Source organism: Streptomyces sp. NRRL S-87, assembly GCF_000719335.1.
Classification (GTDB): domain Bacteria; phylum Actinomycetota; class Actinomycetes; order Streptomycetales; family Streptomycetaceae; genus Streptomyces.
The window spans coordinates 1-18,991 of sequence record NZ_JOGB01000044.1; the positions used below are offsets into that span (position 1 = coordinate 1).

Sequence of the window (18,991 nt, forward strand, 5' to 3'; positions counted from 1 at the left end):
CCCCCCACCCACCCCCCAACCCACCGTCAACTGATCGCCACCCCGGCGCACCGCACCGGCCCGGCGTGCGTGACAATGACATCCGAGCGTTCGACTCAGCACGTTCGACAGAGCAACGAGGAGCAATTCATGGCGGGCAGCAGCCACGGACACACCCCGGCCGCCTGGACCGGTGTCACCATCGCCTTCATCGGTTTCTGCATCGCGTCGGTCTTCATGGTGATGGCCGAGCCGATCGGCTTCTGGGCCGGCATGGGCGTCGTCCTGCTCGGCGGTGTCGTCGGCATGGCCATGCGCGCCGCGGGCCTGGGCCAGAAGCCGAGCCCCGTCTCCGTCGCGCAGGCCCGCTCCGAGGCGTGACCGACCCGGTCGGCCGTACGCGCCCCGACGGCGTACTCCCGGAAGGCGCAGCCCCCGCGTGGGCTGCGCCTTCCGGCGTACCCGGGCACAATCACGGCGTGGACGACGCCTCACCGACCCCGCCGCCCGTGCCCGCGCCCGCGCCCGCGCCCGTGCCCGCGCGAGAGCCCGGCCCCCGCGCCCGGCGCGCCGCGGTGCCGCTGACGCTGCTCGCGGGGGCCGCGGCGGCCTTCGCGTACGTGGGTTCCGTCAACCCGAACCAGCCCGGCCACTACCCCGTCTGCCCGCTCTTCCGGCTGACCGGCGTGCTGTGCCCCGGGTGCGGCGGGCTGCGCAGCGCGTACGCGTTCGCCCACGGCGATCTGCCGACCGCCCTCGGGGCGAACGCGATGGCCGTGGTCGGCTACTTCTGCTTCGCGGCCTACACGGCGGTCTGGCTGTCCCGCACCCTCCGGGGGAAGCCGGCCCCGCGGATCGCCCTGAAACCGGTCCACTGGTGGGCCCTGGGGGCCCTGGCCCTGGTCTTCTCCGTCGTCCGGAACCTGCCCTTCGGTGCCGCGCTGGCGCCCTGAGGTGCGGATTCCGCATGTCCAGGTGGTGGGACCGCGCCTACGCCGTGCGAAGCTGCGGCCCATGGCGGGCTAGCATGGCAGTGCTGACCTTGAACAGCCCGACCAGCTTCGTACCCGGAAGGGGGCCGCTCGCGTGAGTGTGCTCGACGAGATCATCGAAGGGGTCCGCGAAGACCTTGCCGAACGGCAGGCCCGCGTGAGCCTCGACGAGCTCAAGGAGCGTGCCGCCAAGGCGCCCCGGGCCAAGGACGGCGTCGCGGCCCTGCGCGGCGACGGCGTGCGGGTCATCTGCGAGGTCAAGCGCTCCAGCCCCTCCAAGGGCGCGCTGGCCGCGATCGCCGACCCCGCGGGCCTGGCGGCCGACTACGAGGCCGGCGGCGCCGCCGTGATCTCCGTCCTGACGGAGCAGCGCCGCTTCGGCGGTTCGCTGGCCGACCTGGAGGCCGTCCGCGCCCGGGTCGACATCCCGATCCTGCGCAAGGACTTCATCGTCACCGCGTACCAGCTGTGGGAGGCCCGCGCGTACGGCGCCGACCTCGCGCTGCTGATCGTGGCGGCCCTGGAGCAGGAGGCCCTCGTCTCCCTCATCGAGCGGGCCGAGTCCATCGGCCTCACCCCGCTCGTCGAGGTGCACGACGAGGAGGAGGTGGAGCGCGCGGTGGCCGCCGGCGCCAAGATCATCGGCGTGAACGCCCGCAACCTCAAGACCCTCGAGGTCGACCGCGGCACCTTCGAGCGCGTCGTGCCCGAGATCCCGGCCCACGTCGTCAAGGTGGCCGAGTCCGGCATCCGCGGCCCGCACGACCTCATCGCGTACGCCAACCAGGGCGCCGACGCCGTGCTCGTCGGCGAGTCCCTGGTGACCGGCCGCGACCCCAAGTCCGCCGTGGCCGACCTCGTCGCGGCCGGTGCCCACCCGGCCCTGCGGCACGGCAGGAGCTGACCCCGACCGTGCACTCCGCCCGCCGCGCCGCCCGCCGCCCCACCCCGAGCCACCGCTCGGGGCTGGCCGGCGTGCTCGCGGCGGCCCCGGCGCGCGACCCGCACGCCCCGCTCGCCCGCGGCTGCAAGCCGCGCGGCTGCCGCGCCCCGGCCCGCCGGGTCCTCGGCCGCAGGGTCCGCTACATCCTCGGCTCGGAGCCGGGACAGGTCAACGGCATGCGATGGCGTCCCTGACGCTGCGCCGCGCGTAACAGCCGCCGCCGTCCCGCACCGCCGGGACGGGGCCGCCCGCCGTACCGCTCCGCCGGGACGGCGCGCCCCGCCGCACCCGCAGCGTCCCGCCGCCCCACGGGCCCCGGGCCCCGCCGAGCTCCCGCGCACCACCCGCGCGGCGTGCCCCGGCGCCGTACCGCCATGCGCGGTGCGCCGCCGACGGCGGGTACCGGGCCGCACCCGTGCGGCCGGTCGCGGACCCGCGCACCCGGACGGACGACGGCTCTCCCCGCGACCCGGCTGACGGCGCGTACCGTCGAGGTGCGCGGCGGCCGGGCGGAACGGCGCATACGGTGACATCACCCATTGCTTCCGAGAGGTACTGGTACTGGCCATGTCCAGCGAGTTCTTCATCCCCGACCACCAGGGGCAGGTCCCGAACTCCGAGGGTTACTTCGGAGACTTCGGCGGCAAGTTCATCCCCGAGGCGCTCGTCGCCGCCGTCGACGAGGTCGCCGTCGAGTACGAGAAGGCCAAGAACGACCCGGCCTTCGCCGCCGAGCTCAACGACCTGATGGTCAACTACACCGGCCGGCCGAGCGCCCTCACCGAGGTGCCCCGCTTCGCCGAGCACGCCGGCGGCGCCCGGATCTTCCTCAAGCGCGAGGACCTCAACCACACCGGCTCACACAAGATCAACAACGTGCTGGGCCAGGCGCTGCTCACCAAGCGCATGGGCAAGACCCGTGTCATCGCCGAGACCGGCGCCGGCCAGCACGGCGTCGCCACCGCCACCGCCTGCGCCCTGTTCGGCCTCGAGTGCGTCATCTACATGGGTGAGATCGACACCCAGCGGCAGGCCCTCAACGTGGCCCGCATGCGCATGCTCGGCGCCGAGGTCATCGCCGTGAAGTCCGGCTCGCGCACCCTGAAGGACGCCATCAACGAGGCGTTCCGCGACTGGGTGGCCAACGTCGACCGGACCCACTACCTCTTCGGTACGGTCGCCGGCCCGCACCCCTTCCCCGCCATGGTCCGCGACTTCCACCGGGTCATCGGCGTCGAGGCGCGCCGCCAGATCCTGGAGCGCGCCGGGCGGCTGCCGGACGCGGTCGCGGCCTGCGTCGGCGGCGGCTCCAACGCCATCGGCCTCTTCCACGCCTTCGTACCGGACGCCGACGTCCGCCTCGTCGGCTTCGAGCCGGCCGGCCACGGGGTGGAGAGCGGCGAGCACGCCGCCACCCTCACCGCCGGCGAGCCGGGCATCCTGCACGGCTCCCGCTCCTACGTCCTCCAGGACGAGGAGGGCCAGATCACCGAGCCGTACTCGATCTCGGCCGGCCTCGACTACCCGGGCATCGGCCCCGAGCACGCCTACCTCAAGGACATCGGGCGCGGCGAGTACCGGGCCGTCACCGACGACGCGGCCATGCAGGCGCTGCGCCTGCTGTCGCGCACGGAGGGCATCATCCCCGCCATCGAGAGCGCCCACGCCCTGGCCGGCGCCCTCGACCTGGGCAAGGAGCTGGGCAAGGACGGTCTGATCGTGGTCAACCTGTCCGGCCGCGGCGACAAGGACATGGACACCGCCGCCCGCTACTTCGGCCTGTACGACGACGCGGCCGCCGAGGAGGAGACCAAGTGAGCGCCAACGAGCAGACCGGACGCATCCAGCTGCTGAGCGACACGCTCGCCAAGGCCGCGTCTGAGGACCGGGCCGCCCTCATCGCCTACCTCCCGGCCGGTTTCCCGACCGTCGACGGCGGCATCGAGGCCGTCAAGGCCGTCATCGCCGGTGGTGCCGACGTCGTCGAGGTCGGTCTGCCGCACTCCGACCCGGTCCTCGACGGCCCGGTCATCCAGACCGCCGACGACATCGCCCTGCGCGGCGGCGTGAAGATCGCCGACGTGTTCCGGACGGTGCGCGAGGCCCACGCGGCCACCGGGGCCCCGGTCCTGGTCATGACGTACTGGAACCCCATCGACCGCTACGGCGTCGAGCGCTTCACCGCCGAGCTGGCGGCCGCCGGCGGGGCCGGCTGCATCCTGCCCGACCTGCCGGTCCAGGAGTCCGCGCTGTGGCGCGAGCACGCCGAGAAGCACGGTCTGGCCACCGTCTTCGTCGTGGCGCCGAGCAGCAAGGACGAGCGGCTCGCCACCATCACGCGGGCCGGTTCCGGCTTCGTGTACGCCGCCTCGCTGATGGGGGTCACCGGCACCCGCGAGTCCGTCGGCGAGCAGGCCCAGGACCTGGTCCGGCGCACCCGCGCCACCACCGAACTGCCGGTGTGCGTGGGTCTGGGCGTCTCCAACGCCGAGCAGGCCAAGGAGGTCGCCTCGTTCGCCGACGGGGTGATCGTGGGCTCGGCGTTCGTCAAGCGCATGCTCGACGCCCCGGACGAGGCCGCGGGCCTGGTGGCGGTGCGCGAGCTGGCGGCCGAGCTGGCGGTGGGAGTCCGCCGCGGCTAGGGAGCGGAGCTACTGACCCGTACGGCGGACTTTTAGCCCGTACGGGTGGAACTGGGACCGGGGAGGCACGCGAGTGCCTCCCCGGTTCGTTTCGCTGGACGTGAGCGAGAATTCGGAAGCGAAACGATCTGCCCGCGAGCGCCTCGCCCAGGAGCGCGAGCGGCAGAGGGCCAGGGACAAGCGCCGGCGGACCCTGATCGTGGCCTCGGCGGTGGTCGGCGTACTCGGGCTGGCCGCGGTCGTCGGGATCATCGCGGCGAACGCGGGCAAGGACGACGGCTCGTCCTCGGCCGGCCCCGTCGTCGCCCCCTCGGGCGCGGTCGGCAAGGACGCGCTCGCCATCCAGACCGGCAAGGACGGCGCCAGGTCCACGCTCGTGGTCTGGGAGGACTTCCGCTGCCCGGCCTGCAAGTCGTTCGAGACCAACTACCGCGACACGATCCACCAGCTGGAGGACAAGGGCCTCCTCAAGGCCGAGTACCACCTGGTGACGCTGATCGACGGCAACATGGGCGGCAGCGGCTCCCTGAACGCGGCCAACGCGGCCGCCTGCGCGCAGGACGCCGGCAAGTACCGCGCCTACCACGACGTGCTCTTCCAGAACCAGCCGCCCGAGACCCAGGACGCGTACGCGAGCACCGCGAAGCTGCTGGAGCTGGCGGGCCGGGTGCCCGGGCTCGACACGGACGAGTTCCGCCAGTGCGTGAAGGACGGCGAGCACAACAGCTGGGTGAAGAAGTCGTACGACGCCTTCCGGGCCGGCAACTTCCGCGGGACCCCGACCGTGCAGCTGAACGGCAAGGACCTCTTCGCCGACCAGGCCAACCCGGTCACGCCGCAGAAGCTGAAGGAGCTGGTGGAGGCGAAGGCCGCCCAGGGCTGAGCCGGCGGCTGCGGCCCCTCCCGCGGAGGTCGCTCCCTTCCCCCGGTCGCCCTCCGGTCGCCCGTACGTCCCCAAAGGGCCGCGTACGGGCGATGTGCGGCCGGGGCCGGCGCCCGCGCTTTTGCCGGGACGTTGCCGGGCGGCTTGCCCTGGCCACGGGGCGGCAGGGTACCGTCGGTCCTGCCATGGAACTTGCCTTCATCCCCAGCCCGTCGACCGGCGTGATCCACCTCGGACCGATCCCGCTGCGCGGCTACGCGTTCTGCATCATCATCGGCGTCTTCGTCGCCGTCTGGCTCGGCAACAAGCGCTGGATCGCGCGCGGCGGAAAGCCGGGCACGGTCGCCGACATCGCCGTCTGGGCCGTGCCCTTCGGCCTCGTCGGCGGGCGTCTGTACCACGTGATCACCGACTACCAGCTGTACTTCAGCGAGGGTGAGAACTGGGTCGACGCCTTCAAGATCTGGGAGGGCGGCCTCGGCATCTGGGGCGCGATCGCCCTCGGCGCCGTCGGCGCCTGGATCGGCTGCCGCCGCCGGGGCATCCCGCTGCCGGCCTGGGCCGACGCGCTCGCGCCCGGCATCGCGCTGGCCCAGGCGATCGGCCGCTGGGGCAACTGGTTCAACCAGGAGCTGTACGGCCGCGCCACCGACGTGCCGTGGGCGCTGGAGATCAGTGAGGGCCCGAACCGGGTCGCCGGCACCTACCACCCGACGTTCCTGTACGAGTCGCTGTGGTGCGTCGGTGTCGCCCTGCTCGTGATCTGGGCCGACCGGCGCTTCAAGCTGGGCCACGGCCGGGCCTTCGCCCTGTACGTGGCGGCGTACTGCGCGGGGCGCGTCTGGACCGAGTACCTGCGCGTCGACGAGGCGCACCACGTGCTGGGGCTGCGCCTGAACGTGTGGACCGCCATCGTGGTCTTCGTCCTGGCGGTCGTCTACTTCGTCGTCTCGGCGCGGCTGCGGCCGGGCCGCGAGGAGGTCGTCGAGCCGGACGTCCGTCCGGGCCGCGGCCCCTCGTCGGACGGCGAGGGCTCCGCCGAGCCGGCCGCCGACGCCCCCGACGCGAAGGCTGACAACGCCGACAACGCCGACAAGGACGGCGCCGACCGGGCGGACGCCGCAGCCGAGGCGGCGGACGCCAAGGACGCGGACGCAGACGCCGACGGGCCCAAGGCGGACACCACGGACGCCGACGCCGCGGCGGAGGACGAGCCGCAGGACTCCGCGGACGCGGACCGGGCACCGTCCGCCGAGGCGGAGGACGCCGCACCCGCGGCCAAGAAGCTCTGAGCCCACCCGGCTCCCCCCGCAGGCCCGCCCACCCGGCGGGCCTGCGGCGTTTCCGGATCCGGAGCGAAGCCCGCGAGCCGAGCCGGTCAGACCACCGGGTCCGGTACGAAGAGGCTCACCGCGTAGCCCGTGGGGTTGACAAGGCGGCCGCAGAGCATGTCGATCCGCAGGTCGTCGGGGGCCAGGTCCGGGTCCTCGGCGTACAGCCGCCGGACGACGGCGCGCAGCTCCGCGTCCGAGTTCCCCTCCCAGACCCGCTGCCAGCGCCCGGTGGGCCGGGCGGCCTCGGCCCTGGCGCGTTCCCGCTCCCGCTTGCGCTTGCGCTTCCCCTGTCCCGGCATCGGACCAGCATCCGGGACCCGGCCCGGCCGCCGCAACGCATTTCCCCCGGCCCGGCAGCCCCCTGTGCGTGGCCGGAAATCGATGTCGTAGCCTGCGGGCACGGTCGTGCACCCGCGCCCCGCCCGCCCGGGCGGCCGCGCCCCGGGTGGCGGGCCGTGTCGTGTCACCCGCCCGTCGGGCGGGTCTTCCAGGGGGGTATCCACATCGTGCGTACGCGCACCTCCACGGCCGCGCTCACCCTCGCGGCCGTCCTCGGCTCCGCCGTGCTCGCGGCCGGTCCGGCCGTCGCCGACAGCCGTGCCGACGTGCCCGTCAGCGGCTTCAGCGACACCGTCGTCGACGGCGTGCACCACCGGCTCTTCCTCGGCGACAAGAGCGGCGACGGCATCCTCGTCACCGACTACGCCGGCCGGACCGTCGGCACGGTCCCCGGGCTGCGGGGCGTCAGCGACCTCGCGCTGAGCGCCGACTCGGCCACGCTCTACGCGGCCGTCCGCTACGCCGACTCGGTCGTGGCCGTCGACACGGCCACGCTCGAGGTCACCGCCTCGTACCCGACCGGTGCGGGCACCGAGCCCTCCCAGGTCGCGGCCGGCGAGAACGGCCGCATCTGGTTCTCCTTCGGCGACCAGTGGAGCTCCGGGCTCGGCTCGATCGACCCGAGCGGTCCGGACGGGCCCGTGACCACGACGTACGACGACCAGCAGGCCGGGCACGACTTCGCCACCCCGCCGCTGCTGCGCACCGACCCCAAGGCGCCCGGCAAGCTCGTCGCCCTCGACCACGGCATCAGCTCCGGCCCGATCGTCGTCTACGACACCACGGGCGCCGCCCCCGTCGTCAGCGTCCAGGACGACAAGGGCGGCTTCTGGTACGACGCCGACTTCACCCCGGACGGCACCGGCATCGCCGTGGCCGGCTCGGCCAAGGGGATCGTCGAGTACCGGGTCTCCGACCTCGAGCAGGTCGCCTTCTACCCGCTGGCCGAGCAGCCGAGCAGCGTCGCCGTCGCGCCCGACGGCACCGTCGCCGCCGGCACCGGGGGCTTCTCGGACAACCCCGACCTCGCCGTGTTCACCCAGGGCGCCGGCAAGCCAGCCAGCCTGCGCAAGCTCTTCCCCCAGTACGGCCTGGCCCGGCGCGGCCTCGCCTGGGCGCCGGCCGGCAGCACCCTGTTCGCGGTGAACGACAACTGGACCGCCCCGACCACCGCGCTGCGGGTGCTCACCGACCCCCGCCAGTACGTCACCACGGCCACCCTCACCGGCCCGGCCACGGCGACGCGCGGTGCCGCCCTCACCCTGACGGGCAGGATCGGTGCGAGCCTGCCGCTGCCCGCCGGGACGCCGGTGTCGGTCACCCGCACCGACCTGGAGTCCCCGCAGGGCAAGGCGCTGGCCCCGGTGAAGGTGGACGCGAAGGGCGCCTTCACGGTCAAGGACACCCCGCCCGCCGGCGGCAAGGTGACGTACCAGGTCGGCTACGCCGGCGACGCCGCGTACGCCCCCGCCAAGGCCTCGTTCCCGGTGGCCGTGTCGCGGGCCGCGACCACGCTGACCCTCGGCAACAACAACAAGACCTTCGAGTACGGCGCGCAGGTCTGGTTCATCGCGCACCTGGGCACGACGTACAAGAACCGCACGGTCGAGCTGTGGGCCGACCCCTTCGGCCCCGACCGGCCGAACAAGCTGGTGCACCGGGCCCTGGTGGACGCCCGGGGCAACATCGGGGTCAAGCTGACGATGACCCGGGACACCACCGTGGTCGCGTCCTTCGCCGGTGACGCCCGCTACGCGCCGAAGAAGGTGACGGTGACCGGGCTGGCGAAGGTCAAGGTCGCCACCACGCTCAGCGGCCACTACAAGTGGGCGAACATCGGCGGCGTCCCGTACCGCTGGTTCCGCAAGACCACCTCGCCCGTCGCGACCAGCGCCATGACCTACTACCCGGGGCGCAAGGCGCGCTTCGAGCTGGAGGTCTACTCGGGCGGACGCTGGTACGCGTCGAACCCGGAGTTCTTCGCGCTGGCCGCCGACGGCAAGGTCGCCGTCCGGTTCGGCGCCCCCAACACGTCGGGCATCCGCGCCCGGGTCCGCACCGGGTACGTCAACGTCGCCTCGGGCGACTACGTGAACACCACGACGCTCTCGTCCTGGCAGTACATGTACTTCAGCAACTGACGCGAGCGGACGCGCAGGCGCAGGAGGGGGTGGGGCCCGTCGTCAGGCGGGCCCCACCCCCTCCTGCGTCGCGGCCGCAGGACCCGCAGGACCCGCAGGACCCGCAGGACCCGCAGGACCCGCAGGACCCTCCGGACCCTCCGGGGCCGTTCCCCGGGCGGCCAGGGCGAGGACGCGGCGGGCGCCCGCGACCACGGCCGGGTCGACGAACCGGCCGTCGGGCAGCGAGGTCGCGCCGCCGGCGGCGCCCACCGCGACCACCTCCTCGGCCGCCGCCACCTCGGCCGGCGTCGGCAGGTACGCCCGCTCGATCACCGGCAGCTGGCGCGGGTGGATCGCGGCCCGGCCGAGGAAGCCGAGCGCCCGGCCGCGGGCGCAGGAGGCCGCGAGGCCGTCGAGGTCGCGCAGGTCGGGGTGGACGGACTGGGCGGGCGGGGCCAGGCCCGCGGCCCGGGCCGCCACGACCACCCGCGAGCGCGGCCAGTCCAGGCCCGCGTCCGCCGTGACCCCGAGGTCGGCCCGCAGGTCCGCCTCGCCGAGCGCGAGCCCGCGCAGGGCGGGGTGGGCGCGGGCGATGGCGTACGCCCGCTCGATGCCGAGGGCCGATTCGAGCAGTGCGTACAGGGCCGTGCCGCCGGTGCGCTCGGCGACCCCGACGACCTCGGCCGGGTCGACCACCTTGGGCAGCCGCAGGCCGGACAGGCCCCGGGCGGCGCCGAGGGCGGCCAGGTCGGCGTCGAACCAGGGGGAGCCGAGCGGGTTCACCCGGACGTGCACGGGCACCGGAGGCCGTACGCCGAGCAGCTCGGCCGTGGCCTCGCGGGCGTACGGCTTGCGGTCGGGGGCCACCCCGTCCTCCAGGTCGACGATCACGACGTCCGCGCCCGACAGCAGGGCCTTGGCGACCACTTCGGGCCGGTCCCCGGGGGCGTACAGCCAGGTCAGCCAGGTGGGGTGGGCGGCGGCGCCGGCCGGCCGGGCCGGGGGCGGCGGGGCCGGGCGGGCGGCGCGCGGCGCCGGGTCGACGGTCACAGGGAGCCCGCCTCGCGCAGGGCGGCGATCTCGGGGGCGGACAGGCCCAGTTCGGCCAGCACGGCGTCGGTGTCGGCGCCGTGCGGGCGGCCGGCCCAGCGGATGCCGCCGGGGGTCTCGGAGAGCCGGAAGAGGACGTTCTGCATGCGGATCGGGCCGAGTTCGGGGTCCTGGACCTCGGTGACCGTGTCCAGGGCGGCGAACTGCGGGTCGGCCATCACGTCGCGCACGTCGTACACCGGGGCCACCGCCGCCTGGGCCTCCTCGAAGGCGGTGACCACCTCGTCGGACTTGTGGCGGGCGATCCAGCCGCCGACCGCCTCGTCGAGCTCGTCGGCGTGCTGCGCGCGGCCGGTGCCGGTCGCGAACCAGGGCTCGGCGATCAGGTCCGGGCGGCCGACCAGGTGCATCACCCGCTCCGCGACGGACTGGGCCGAGGTCGACACCGCGAGCCAGCGGCCGTCGGCGGTGCGGTAGGTGTTGCGCGGCGCGTTGTTGGTCGAGCGGTTACCGGTCCGCGGCTGGACGTAGCCGAGCTGGTCGTACCAGAGCGGGTGCGGGCCGAGCACGGTCAGGATCGGCTCGATGATGGCGAGGTCGACCACCTGGCCGCGGCCGGTGCGGGTGCGCGCGGCGAGTGCCGTCATGACGGCGTACGCGGTGGTCAGCGCGGCGATCGAGTCGGCGAGGCCGAACGGCGGGAGGGTCGGGGGCCCGGCCGGCTCGCCGGTGATGGCGGCGAACCCGCTCATGGCCTCGGCGAGGGTGCCGAAGCCGGGGCGGCGGGCGTACGGGCCGAACTGCCCGAAGCCGGTGACGCGGGCCAGCACCAGGCCGGGGTTGACGCCGCTCAGCTCGTCCCAGCCCAGCCCCCACTTCTCCAGGGTGCCGGGGCGGAAGTTCTCGACCACGACGTCGGCGCCGGCCGCGAGGCGCAGCAGCACGTCGCGGCCGCCGGGGGTGGAGAGGTCGAGCGTGACGGTGCGCTTGTTGCGGCCCAGCAGCTTCCACCACAGGCCGACGCCGTCCTTGGCGGGGCCGTGGCCGCGGGAGGGGTCGGGGCGGTGCGGGTGCTCGACCTTGACGACCTCGGCGCCGAAGTCCCCCAGCAGCGTGGCCGCGAGCGGTCCGGCGAAGAGCGTGGCGAGGTCGAGGACGCGCAGACCGGCCAGCGGGGCGGCGGGGGCGGCGGTGCCGGGGGTGCCCGTCACGGCCGGTGCTCCGCGGCCAGGGCGGCGATCTCGTCCCGCAGCGGCATCGAGGCGGAGGCGCCGGGACGCTGCACCGAGAGCGCGGCCGCCGCGCAGGCCCAGCCCAGGGCCTCCGGCACGGGCCTGCCCTCGCCCAGCGCCACCGCCAGCGCGCCGACGAACGTGTCGCCCGCCGCCGTCGTGTCCACCGCCCGCACCCGCGGCGCCGGCACCGCGAGCGGTTCGGCCCCCCGCGCGCCGTACAGGCAGCCCGCCGCGCCCAGCGTGATGACCGCCTCCGGGACCTCGTGCAGCAGCGCGGCCAGCGCCTGCCGCGGGTCGGTCAGGCCGGTCAGGGCGGCCGCCTCGTGCTCGTTCGGCACCAGGAGGTCGGTGGCGGCGAGGAGTTCCGCCGGCAGGGGCTGTGCGGGTGCGGGCGTCAGGACGGTCCGTACGCCGTGCGCCCGGGCCGCGCAGGCCCCCGCGAGCACCCCGGCCATGGGCAGTTCGAGCTGGAGCAGCAGGGTGCCGGCGGCGGCGATGCGCTCCTCGTCGCCGGGTTCGAGGCGGGTGACCGTGCCGTTGGCGCCGGGGATGACGACGATCGCGTTGCCGCCCTCGTCGTCGACGGTGATGTGCGCGGTGCCGCTGGCCCCCTCCACGGTGCGCAGGCCGGCCGTGTCGATGCCGGCCTCGGTGAGGGTGGCGCGCAGCCGCACGCCGAACCCGTCGGCCCCGACGGCCCCGATCATCGTCACGGCACCTCCCGAACGGGCCGCGGCCACCGCCTGGTTGGCCCCCTTGCCGCCGGGGACGGTGCGGAACTCCCGCCCGGTGACGGTCTCGCCGAGCCGAGGGGCCTTGGGGACGTAGGCGACCAGGTCCATGTTCGTGCTGCCGAGGACGGCCACGGCGGGGCGGCCCGGGGTTCCGGGCGCGGGGCGGGGAGCCGCTGGCCGCGCCGGGTCGTGGGTCGAGGACGGGATCGCGGACGGAACCGCGGAGGGGTTCGCGGACGGGTTCGCGGGCGGGCTGTCGGGCGGGATCCGGGACGGGGTCCCGGACGGGTCGTCGGGCGGGTTCACGGGCGGGTTGCCTCCTGTGCGGTGAGGGCGGCCACGGTGTCGAAGCCGGTGCCGTCGAAGCCGGGGATGCTGGTGGCGAGGCGGTTCTTCAAGGGTGCGGTCCAGCGGGCGGGGAGGTGCTCCGGGCGGCCCGCCAGCAGTCCGGCGAGGGAGCCGGCGGTGGCGCCGTTGGAGTCGGTGTCCCAACCGCCCGACACCGCACGGCAGACGGACGCGGAGAAGTCGCCGCCGGCGTGGGTGAGGGCGGCGGCGATCAGGGCGGTGTTGGGGACGGCGTGCACCCAGTGGTAGTGCCCGTACCGCCGGTGCAGGGCGTCGGCCACCGCGTCGAAGCCGCCGGGGCCGGGATCGGCCGCGGCGGCCGTCGCGATCCCGAACCGGACCGCCCCGGCCAGCCGCGAGCCGGGCGGTACGTGCGCCAGCCCGGTGCGCAGCGCGGTGTGCACGTCGGCGGTGCCGGAGGCCGCGGCGGCGAGGGCGGCGGCGGTGAACACGGCCGCGTAGACGCCGTTCGCGGTGTGGGTGAGGACCGCGTCCCGGTACGCCTGCGCGGCCGCGCGCGCCGGGTCGCCGGGGTTGGTCCAGCCGTGCACGTCGGCCCGGATCAGGGCGCCGATCCACTCACGGAAGGGGTTGCGGTGGGTGGCGGTGGCGGGCGGCTCCAGGCCGAGGAGCAGGTTGCGGTACGCCACCCGCTCGGCGGTGAACGTCCGCCCGGCCGGCAGCTCGTCCAGCCAGACGCGGGCGACGTCGGCGGTCCGGAAGTCCTTGCCGTGGCGCCGGAGGAGCAGGAGGTTCAGGAGGGGGTAGTTGAGGTCGTCGTCCTCGGGCATGCCGTCGATGTTCTCGGCGAGGGAGGTGGCGGCGGAGCGGCGGTTCCAGGGGTGGGCGGCCAGGAGGGCCGGGGGGACGCCGCGGGCGGTGAACCAGGTGCGGAGCGGCCAGTTGCCGGCCGCGCTCGCCAGGGCCCGGATGGCGGTGAGCGGGAGCTTCTCCACGGGCTTGCCGAGGAGGCAGCCGGCCGCCCTGCCGAGCCAGGCCGCGTGGAGGCGGGCCTCCAGGGGGCCGGTCGGCGGGGCGGGACGGGGGTCGCCGTCGTCCGCCGGGTGTGGACCGTCGCCCTGCGGGGCCGTTCCCCTTCCTGCCCTTCCACCGTCTTCCGGGGCTCCGCCCCGGACCGCGTCGCCCTCGAACGCCGGGCGGGCCTGGCCGGTGTGGTGGGGACGGGCTCGGTCGGTGCGCCGGGGGCGGTGCTCAGGGAGCCACGTGGTGGGTTCGCGGGGTGCCAGGGGGGAGGGCCGGGTGGCCAGTTCGTCCAGGAGGCGCTCGGCGAGGGGGCGCAGGTCGGGGCTGGCCGGGGGAGCGGGGGAGGCGCCGGCCCGGGTGGGGGCCGGATGGCCGCCCGCGGCGAGCCAGGCGCGTTCGACGTCCGCGGCGTCCCGGCCGTCCTCCGCCGCCTGCCGCAGCTCGTGCCCGATCAGGTCCTCCGGCTGCACCCACGTGACCCGCAGCGGTTCCGGGCTCGGCACCGGCCCGGCGGCCGACGTGCTCGCGCCCCCGCGTGCGCGGGGGCCCGTCGCTGCCGGCCCCGGGCCGCTGGTGGCCGCGGGGTCCGAGGCGGGGGCGAGCGTCACGGGGTGGCCGCCAGGGCGGTGAAGGCGGCCTCGTGGGCGCGGCGGCGGGCCCGGTCGAGGGCGAAGACCTCGCGGGCGACGGCGGCGAGGGCCTCGGCGGGCGCGTGCAGGTCCAGCCGGCTGGCCTCCGCGACGGTCTTCGCCCAGGCCGCCGGCACGGCGGCGGCGCCGCCCAGCGCGCCCGCGACCGCCCCCGCCATCGTGGCGATCGAGTCGCAGTCCCGGCCGTAGTTGACCGCGCCGAGGACGGACGCCTCGTACCGCCCGCCGCCCACGACCAGCATGCCCAGGGCCACCGGAAGCTCCTCGATCGCGTGCAGCCGCGACGGCCGCCGCGCGTCCATCGAGGGCCGCCGGTAGTCCGGGCCGACCGAGTCGTACGGTGCCACCGCGGCCCGCAGCGGCCCGAGCGCCGACTCGAAGTCCCGGTGCCCGGAGGCCACTTCGACGACGGCCTCGATCGCGTCCCGGGTGCCGTCCTTGGCCAGCGCCAGGGCGGCGGACACCACCGTGTCCACCGTCGCGCCCGGCGTGAACGCCGCCGCGACCGCCGCCGCGAACACCCCGGCCGCCTCCCGTCCGTACGAGGACTGGTGCGCGCCCGCGACGTCCAGGGCCTCGGCGTACGCGGCCCTCGGATTGCCCGCGTTGACCACGCCGACCGGCGCCATGTACATCGCCGCGCCGCAGTTGACGATGTTGCCCGAGCCGGCCTCGCGGGGGTCGACGTGCCCGTAGTGCAGCCGCGCCACGATCCACTTCTCGGCCAGGAACACGCGGTGGAGCGGGAGGGCCTCGGCCTCCAGCTCCGGGATCCAGCGGGGCGTGCCCATGAGGTCGGGCACGAGGTGGTCGGCGACGGCGTACGCGTCCAGGTGGTCGCGCACCTTCTCGTAGACGCGGACCAGCGCGTGGCACATCAGGGTGTCGTCGGTGACGTGGCCGTCGCCCTTGTGGTACGGGGCGATCGGGCGCGCCGTGCGCCAGTCCTCGTACCAGGGGCCGACCACACCGGTGACGCGGCCGCCGTGGCGTTCGAGGATCTGATCGGGCGTCCAGCCCTCCACGGGCCCGCCGAGCGCGTCGCCGACCGCCGCTCCGACGAGGCAGCCGGCGGCCCGGTCTTCCAGAGTGAGCGTCATGTCCGAATCATCCCTTGGGTGAGGTCAGTTCCGTACGACTGAGCAGTCCGGCGAGTTCCACGAGGTCGGTGCCCGCGAGCCGGGGCAGCGCGCAGCCGGAGAGGGTCCGGCAGGCCGTGCGCCAGGGGGCGGGCAGGCCCGCGCCGCCGCCCAGCGCGCCGGTGAGCGCGCCGGCGAGCGCCGGGGCGGAGTCGGCGACGCGGGAGAGGCAGGCGGCGGCGGGTACGGCCTCGGCGACGCGCCCGCGCGCGGCGGTGGCGAGGGCGAGGGCGACGGGGACGGTCTCGGCGGCGGCGATGCCGTAGCTGTAGACGTGGTCGACGATCTCGTGCTCCAGCGTGGGGACGAGGCCGAAGGCACCGCCCTCGGCCGCGTGGGACCGGGCGAGGGCCACCGCGGCCCGGGCGTTGCGGCCGATCTCGGTGCCCTCGGGCAGCTGGGCGAGCGCGGCGTCCACCGCGGCCCCGACGCCGGCTGCGGCCGTCGCGGCCCGGCCGTCGGGCTGCCGGCCGAGGGCCGTCGCCACGGCCGCGGCCATCGCGCGGGCGCCGTGCACCCCGTCGCCGTCCTGCGTGTACCGGGCGTCGAACTCCGCGAGGTCCGCGGCGGCCCGGGGGTCCCCGGGGTGCACCACGGCCAGGACGGCGGCGCGTACGCAGGCGGCGTCGTCGAAGTAGTGCGGGTTGTCGTGGCCGGTCGCGGGCGGCCGCAGCCCGGCGGCCAGGTTCCCGAGCCCGGCCCGTACGGAGATCCGGGCGCGCAGCGGCAGGACGGCGGACTCGACCTCGGGGGCGCGTTCGGCGGCGGCGGCGACCTCGCTGGCCAGGGCGTTCCAGGCGAGGTCGATGGCGGCCCGCATCCGGCGCGACCGGCTGAGGTCGCTGAGCAGCACCCCGGCGGCCGTGAGCACCGACTCGGCGGCGAAGGCGGCCCATTCGGCGTCGTCGGACGGGCCGAGGCGGAGCGGCTCCGGGGGCTGGTTGAGGGCGATCGGGACGGGGAGGGTGGTGGTGGCGTTCTGCTCGGCGAAGGTGTCGAGTTCGCGGGTGAGGCGGCGGGTCCACTCGGGCATGCGGCTGGCCCGGTGGCGGGCCGCCGGCCAGCCGGCGGCGTCCCCGGCGGCGAGCCCGAGCAGCAGCCCCTCGATCCGGTCGCGACGCCAGGCCGCCTCCTCCGGGCCGCGCACGTCGCCCTGCGGGGCCTGCGGGGCCTGCGGGACGTGCGCGGGGTGCGCGGCCTGCCGGACCGTTGGCGCGGGGGGCCGGACGGCCCCGGGCGCGGTGGCGGTGGCGGTGGCGGCGGGGCGCACGGCCGCGTCGGGCGGGCCCGGGGCCGTCGCCGACGGGGGCAGGGGCGGGGTCGGGGTCGCCGCGGGGTCGCCGGGTCGGCCGCCGGCGGGGTCGAAGGGACTCATGACGCGGCCTCGCATTCGGGGGTGAGGAGGTCCGCGATGTCCAGGACGTGGTAGCCGCGCATGGAGGGCAGGCAGCTCCCGCGGACCGGCCCGATGGCCGAGGACCACGCGGCGGGGATGGCGGCGGCGCCGGACAGCGCGCCGGACAGGGCGCCCGCGACGGCGGCGGTGGTGTCCGCGTCGCGACCCATGTTGACCGCCGTCAGGACGGAGCCGGCGAAGTCGCCGGCGGCCGCCGCAAAGGCACCGAAGGCCAGCCCCACGGCCTCGGGGGCCAGGTCGGTCCACGGGTACCCGCCGATGACCACCGCCGAGCGCACCGCCCGTTCGCCGCGCGGGGCGGCGGTGACGGCCCGGCGCAGCGAGCGGGCCGTCCAGGAGTCGGAGGGGATGACCGACAGGGCGGCCGAGACGACCGAGGCGGGGGAGCCGCCGGCCATGGCGGCCGCGACGCCCGCCGCCACCGCCTGACCGCCGTAGATGCCCTCGCCGTCGTGGCTGACCGAGCCGTCGACGGCGACCAGCCGGGCCGCTTCGGCGGGCCGCCCCGCCGCGAACACCCCGAACGGGGCGGCCCGCATGGCCAGCCCGTCGGACCACGCGTGCCGGTGCTGCGCCGAGATGGGAGCGGCCAGTCCCCGCCGCAGGTTCTCCAGGGTGCCCCGCTCCGAGAAGCCGGCCCCGCGGAAGGGGCCCTCGTCGAGGTCGGCGATCCAGTGGTGCCAGGCGCGTTCGACGTGGGAGACGGTCAGCGCGGAGCCGTGCCGGGCGAGGAGGAGGCCGGAGAAGATGGCGTACTCCGTGTCGTCCGTGCCCGCCGGGTCGTCGGAGACGAAGCCCTCGATCCGGCCCCAACGCGCCCTGATCTCCGAGGGCTTCATGTTCTCCGCGGGCGCCCCCAGCGCGTCGCCCACCGCCAGGCCCATCAGAGCGCCTCTGGCCCGTTCCAGGAGGACCTGCGGATTGCATGCGATCTGCTCCATGACGCGCCTCTCCACTGGTGGGACCCGCGCTCGGATCCCTTGGGGGATTTGTGCCATGCCGGGGGGCGCGCGGTGGCGCGCGAAACACCCGCGTCACCCGGTCGCCGAGGCGTTGCCCGATGGCGGGCAGCGCGTCGCGCGCGCCGTCTCGCGCGGACGTGTCCGCGGGGTGCGCGCGCCGTCTCCGGCGGCCCGTGCCCGACCCCGTCCGAGCGGCAAAAGCGCAGGTAAGTACGGCCTACCTTGCTGGCGGGCGGCTCGAATCGTGCGTAGTTTCGAGGTGTTCAGGGGGAGCGGGGCACCACGTGTGCTCCGCCGTACGAACGCGCCCGCGCGCCATCGCGTCCGGCGCGGTGGCACCCGACGGCGCCGCCGCCGGCACCGCCGACGCACGAGCCCGACGTACGGACCCGACGCCCGCCGCGCACCCACCACGGCCGGCACGCACGACGAGGGGATAGGGGAACCGAGCATGTCCATCATCGACATCGAAGCGCCGCTGCACACCGCCCACCGCGACAACCACACCCACCGTGACGTCAACGGCGGCTGGTTGCGCCCCGCGGTGTTCGGCGCCATGGACGGGCTGGTCTCCAACATCGCCCTGATGACGGGCGTGGCGGGCGGCGCGGTCGCCCCGTCCGCCGTCGTCATCACCGGACTTGCGGGCCTGGCCGCCGGCGCGTTCTCCATGGCCGCCGGCGAGTACACCTCCGTCGCCTCGCAGCGCGAGCTGGTGCTCGCCGAACTCGACGTCGAGCGGCGGCAGTTGCGCAAGCACCCGGTCGACGAGATGGAGGAGCTCGCCGAGCTGTACGTCTCCCGGGGCGTCGAGCCCGCGCTCGCCCGCGAGGTCGCGATGCAGCTCAGCCGCGATCCCGAGCAGGCCCTGGAGATCCACGCCCGCGAGGAGCTGGGCATCGACCCGGCCGACCTGCCGTCGCCGCTGGTCGCCGCCGTGTCGTCGTTCGGCTCGTTCGCGCTCGGCGCCCTGGTCCCCGTCCTGCCGTACCTGCTGGGCGCCACCGCGCTGTGGCCCGCCGTGCTGGTGGCGCTGCTGGGGCTGTTCCTGTGCGGGGCCGTGGTGTCGAGGGTGACCGCCCGCACGTGGTGGTTCAGCGGTCTGCGCCAGCTCGTGCTGGGCGGGGCGGCGGCCGGTGTGACGTACGTCCTGGGCAGCCTGATCGGCGGGGCCGTAGGGTAGCCCTCGCGCGCGGTGAGACGCTATGCATCGCGCCACATGAGTATTCTGCGATAG

The 18,991-nt window shown here is 75.7% G+C and carries 18 protein-coding genes; 10 read left to right on the forward strand and 8 right to left on the reverse strand.

Going from position 1 to position 18,991, the window contains the following annotated elements; genetic code table 11:
• Positions 1-129 precede the first annotated feature (129 nt).
• From IF43_RS0125220 to lgt, 8 genes are all read left to right on the forward strand, one after another.
• On the forward strand, positions 130-360 hold the full coding sequence (locus IF43_RS0125220; protein ID WP_030204790.1) for an HGxxPAAW family protein: 231 nt from the start codon (positions 130-132) through the stop codon (positions 358-360).
• A 128-nt stretch (positions 361-488) separates the two neighbouring features.
• On the forward strand, positions 489-932 hold the full coding sequence (locus tag IF43_RS0125225) for a DUF2752 domain-containing protein (protein ID WP_063753393.1): 444 nt from the start codon (positions 489-491) through the stop codon (positions 930-932).
• A gap of 133 nt (positions 933-1,065) precedes the next feature.
• Positions 1,066-1,875 (forward strand): indole-3-glycerol phosphate synthase TrpC, encoded by an 810-nt coding sequence (gene trpC / locus IF43_RS0125230; RefSeq protein WP_030204792.1) that lies wholly within the window; start codon positions 1,066-1,068, stop codon positions 1,873-1,875.
• Between the two features lie 62 nt (positions 1,876-1,937).
• Positions 1,938-2,108 carry a tryptophan biosynthesis modulator TrpM gene (gene trpM, locus IF43_RS36880; RefSeq protein ID WP_037889997.1) on the forward strand — a complete coding sequence of 57 codons (171 nt, stop codon included), beginning with the start codon at positions 1,938-1,940 and terminating at the stop codon, positions 2,106-2,108.
• A gap of 373 nt (positions 2,109-2,481) precedes the next feature.
• Positions 2,482-3,732, forward strand: a complete 1,251-nt coding sequence (gene trpB, locus IF43_RS0125240; RefSeq protein ID WP_030204793.1) for a tryptophan synthase subunit beta — start codon at positions 2,482-2,484, stop codon at positions 3,730-3,732.
• Entirely contained in the window at positions 3,729-4,556 is an 828-nt protein-coding gene (trpA, locus tag IF43_RS0125245; RefSeq protein WP_030204794.1) for a tryptophan synthase subunit alpha, read from the forward strand. The genes trpB and trpA overlap by 4 nt, the downstream gene beginning before the upstream one ends.
• Positions 4,557-4,656: 100 nt before the next feature.
• Positions 4,657-5,439: a thioredoxin domain-containing protein gene (locus tag IF43_RS0125250; RefSeq protein WP_030204795.1), complete on the forward strand. Its 783-nt coding sequence runs from the start codon at positions 4,657-4,659 to the stop codon at positions 5,437-5,439.
• A 185-nt stretch (positions 5,440-5,624) separates the two neighbouring features.
• Entirely contained in the window at positions 5,625-6,731 is a 1,107-nt protein-coding gene (gene lgt / locus IF43_RS36885; protein ID WP_051796094.1) for a prolipoprotein diacylglyceryl transferase, read from the forward strand.
• Positions 6,732-6,817: 86 nt separating this feature from the next.
• On the opposite strand, the gene IF43_RS0125260 is transcribed toward lgt, so the two are convergent.
• Positions 6,818-7,072 carry a hypothetical protein gene (locus tag IF43_RS0125260; protein ID WP_030204800.1) on the reverse strand — a complete coding sequence of 85 codons (255 nt, stop codon included), beginning with the start codon at positions 7,070-7,072 and terminating at the stop codon, positions 6,818-6,820.
• Positions 7,073-7,279: 207 nt separating this feature from the next.
• Here IF43_RS0125260 and IF43_RS0125265 point away from each other — a divergent pair, with 207 nt between their 5' ends.
• The gene (locus tag IF43_RS0125265) at positions 7,280-9,253 is read left to right on the forward strand and encodes a hypothetical protein (RefSeq protein WP_030204802.1); all 1,974 of its coding nucleotides are present in this window, start codon (positions 7,280-7,282) and stop codon (positions 9,251-9,253) included.
• A gap of 42 nt (positions 9,254-9,295) precedes the next feature.
• On the opposite strand, the gene IF43_RS0125270 is transcribed toward IF43_RS0125265, so the two are convergent.
• The 7 genes from IF43_RS0125270 to IF43_RS0125305 form a co-directional block, all read right to left on the reverse strand.
• Positions 9,296-10,198, reverse strand: a complete 903-nt coding sequence (locus tag IF43_RS0125270) for a CoA ester lyase (protein ID WP_199922781.1) — start codon at positions 10,196-10,198, stop codon at positions 9,296-9,298.
• Between the two features lie 83 nt (positions 10,199-10,281).
• The gene (locus IF43_RS0125275; protein WP_030204812.1) at positions 10,282-11,496 is read right to left on the reverse strand and encodes a CaiB/BaiF CoA-transferase family protein; all 1,215 of its coding nucleotides are present in this window, start codon (positions 11,494-11,496) and stop codon (positions 10,282-10,284) included.
• Positions 11,493-12,362: a ribokinase gene (locus IF43_RS0125280; protein ID WP_051796106.1), complete on the reverse strand. Its 870-nt coding sequence runs from the start codon at positions 12,360-12,362 to the stop codon at positions 11,493-11,495. The genes IF43_RS0125275 and IF43_RS0125280 overlap by 4 nt, the downstream gene beginning before the upstream one ends.
• A 194-nt stretch (positions 12,363-12,556) precedes the next feature.
• Positions 12,557-14,089: an ADP-ribosylglycohydrolase family protein gene (locus tag IF43_RS0125290; RefSeq protein WP_051796109.1), complete on the reverse strand. Its 1,533-nt coding sequence runs from the start codon at positions 14,087-14,089 to the stop codon at positions 12,557-12,559.
• A gap of 101 nt (positions 14,090-14,190) precedes the next feature.
• On the reverse strand, positions 14,191-15,336 hold the full coding sequence (locus IF43_RS0125295) for an ADP-ribosylglycohydrolase family protein (protein WP_030204820.1): 1,146 nt from the start codon (positions 15,334-15,336) through the stop codon (positions 14,191-14,193).
• A 7-nt stretch (positions 15,337-15,343) separates the two neighbouring features.
• A complete protein-coding gene (locus IF43_RS36890; protein ID WP_030204821.1) occupies positions 15,344-16,750 on the reverse strand; it encodes an ADP-ribosylglycohydrolase family protein in 1,407 nt (468 codons plus the stop codon).
• The gene (locus tag IF43_RS0125305) at positions 16,747-17,733 is read right to left on the reverse strand and encodes an ADP-ribosylglycohydrolase family protein (RefSeq protein WP_030204822.1); all 987 of its coding nucleotides are present in this window, start codon (positions 17,731-17,733) and stop codon (positions 16,747-16,749) included. Before IF43_RS0125305 ends, IF43_RS36890 begins: the two co-directional genes overlap by 4 nt.
• Before the next feature lie 472 nt (positions 17,734-18,205).
• Between IF43_RS0125305 and IF43_RS0125310 the strand changes: the two genes are divergently transcribed.
• The gene (locus IF43_RS0125310; protein ID WP_030204824.1) at positions 18,206-18,937 is read left to right on the forward strand and encodes a VIT1/CCC1 transporter family protein; all 732 of its coding nucleotides are present in this window, start codon (positions 18,206-18,208) and stop codon (positions 18,935-18,937) included.
• The last annotated feature ends 54 nt before the right edge of the window (positions 18,938-18,991 follow it).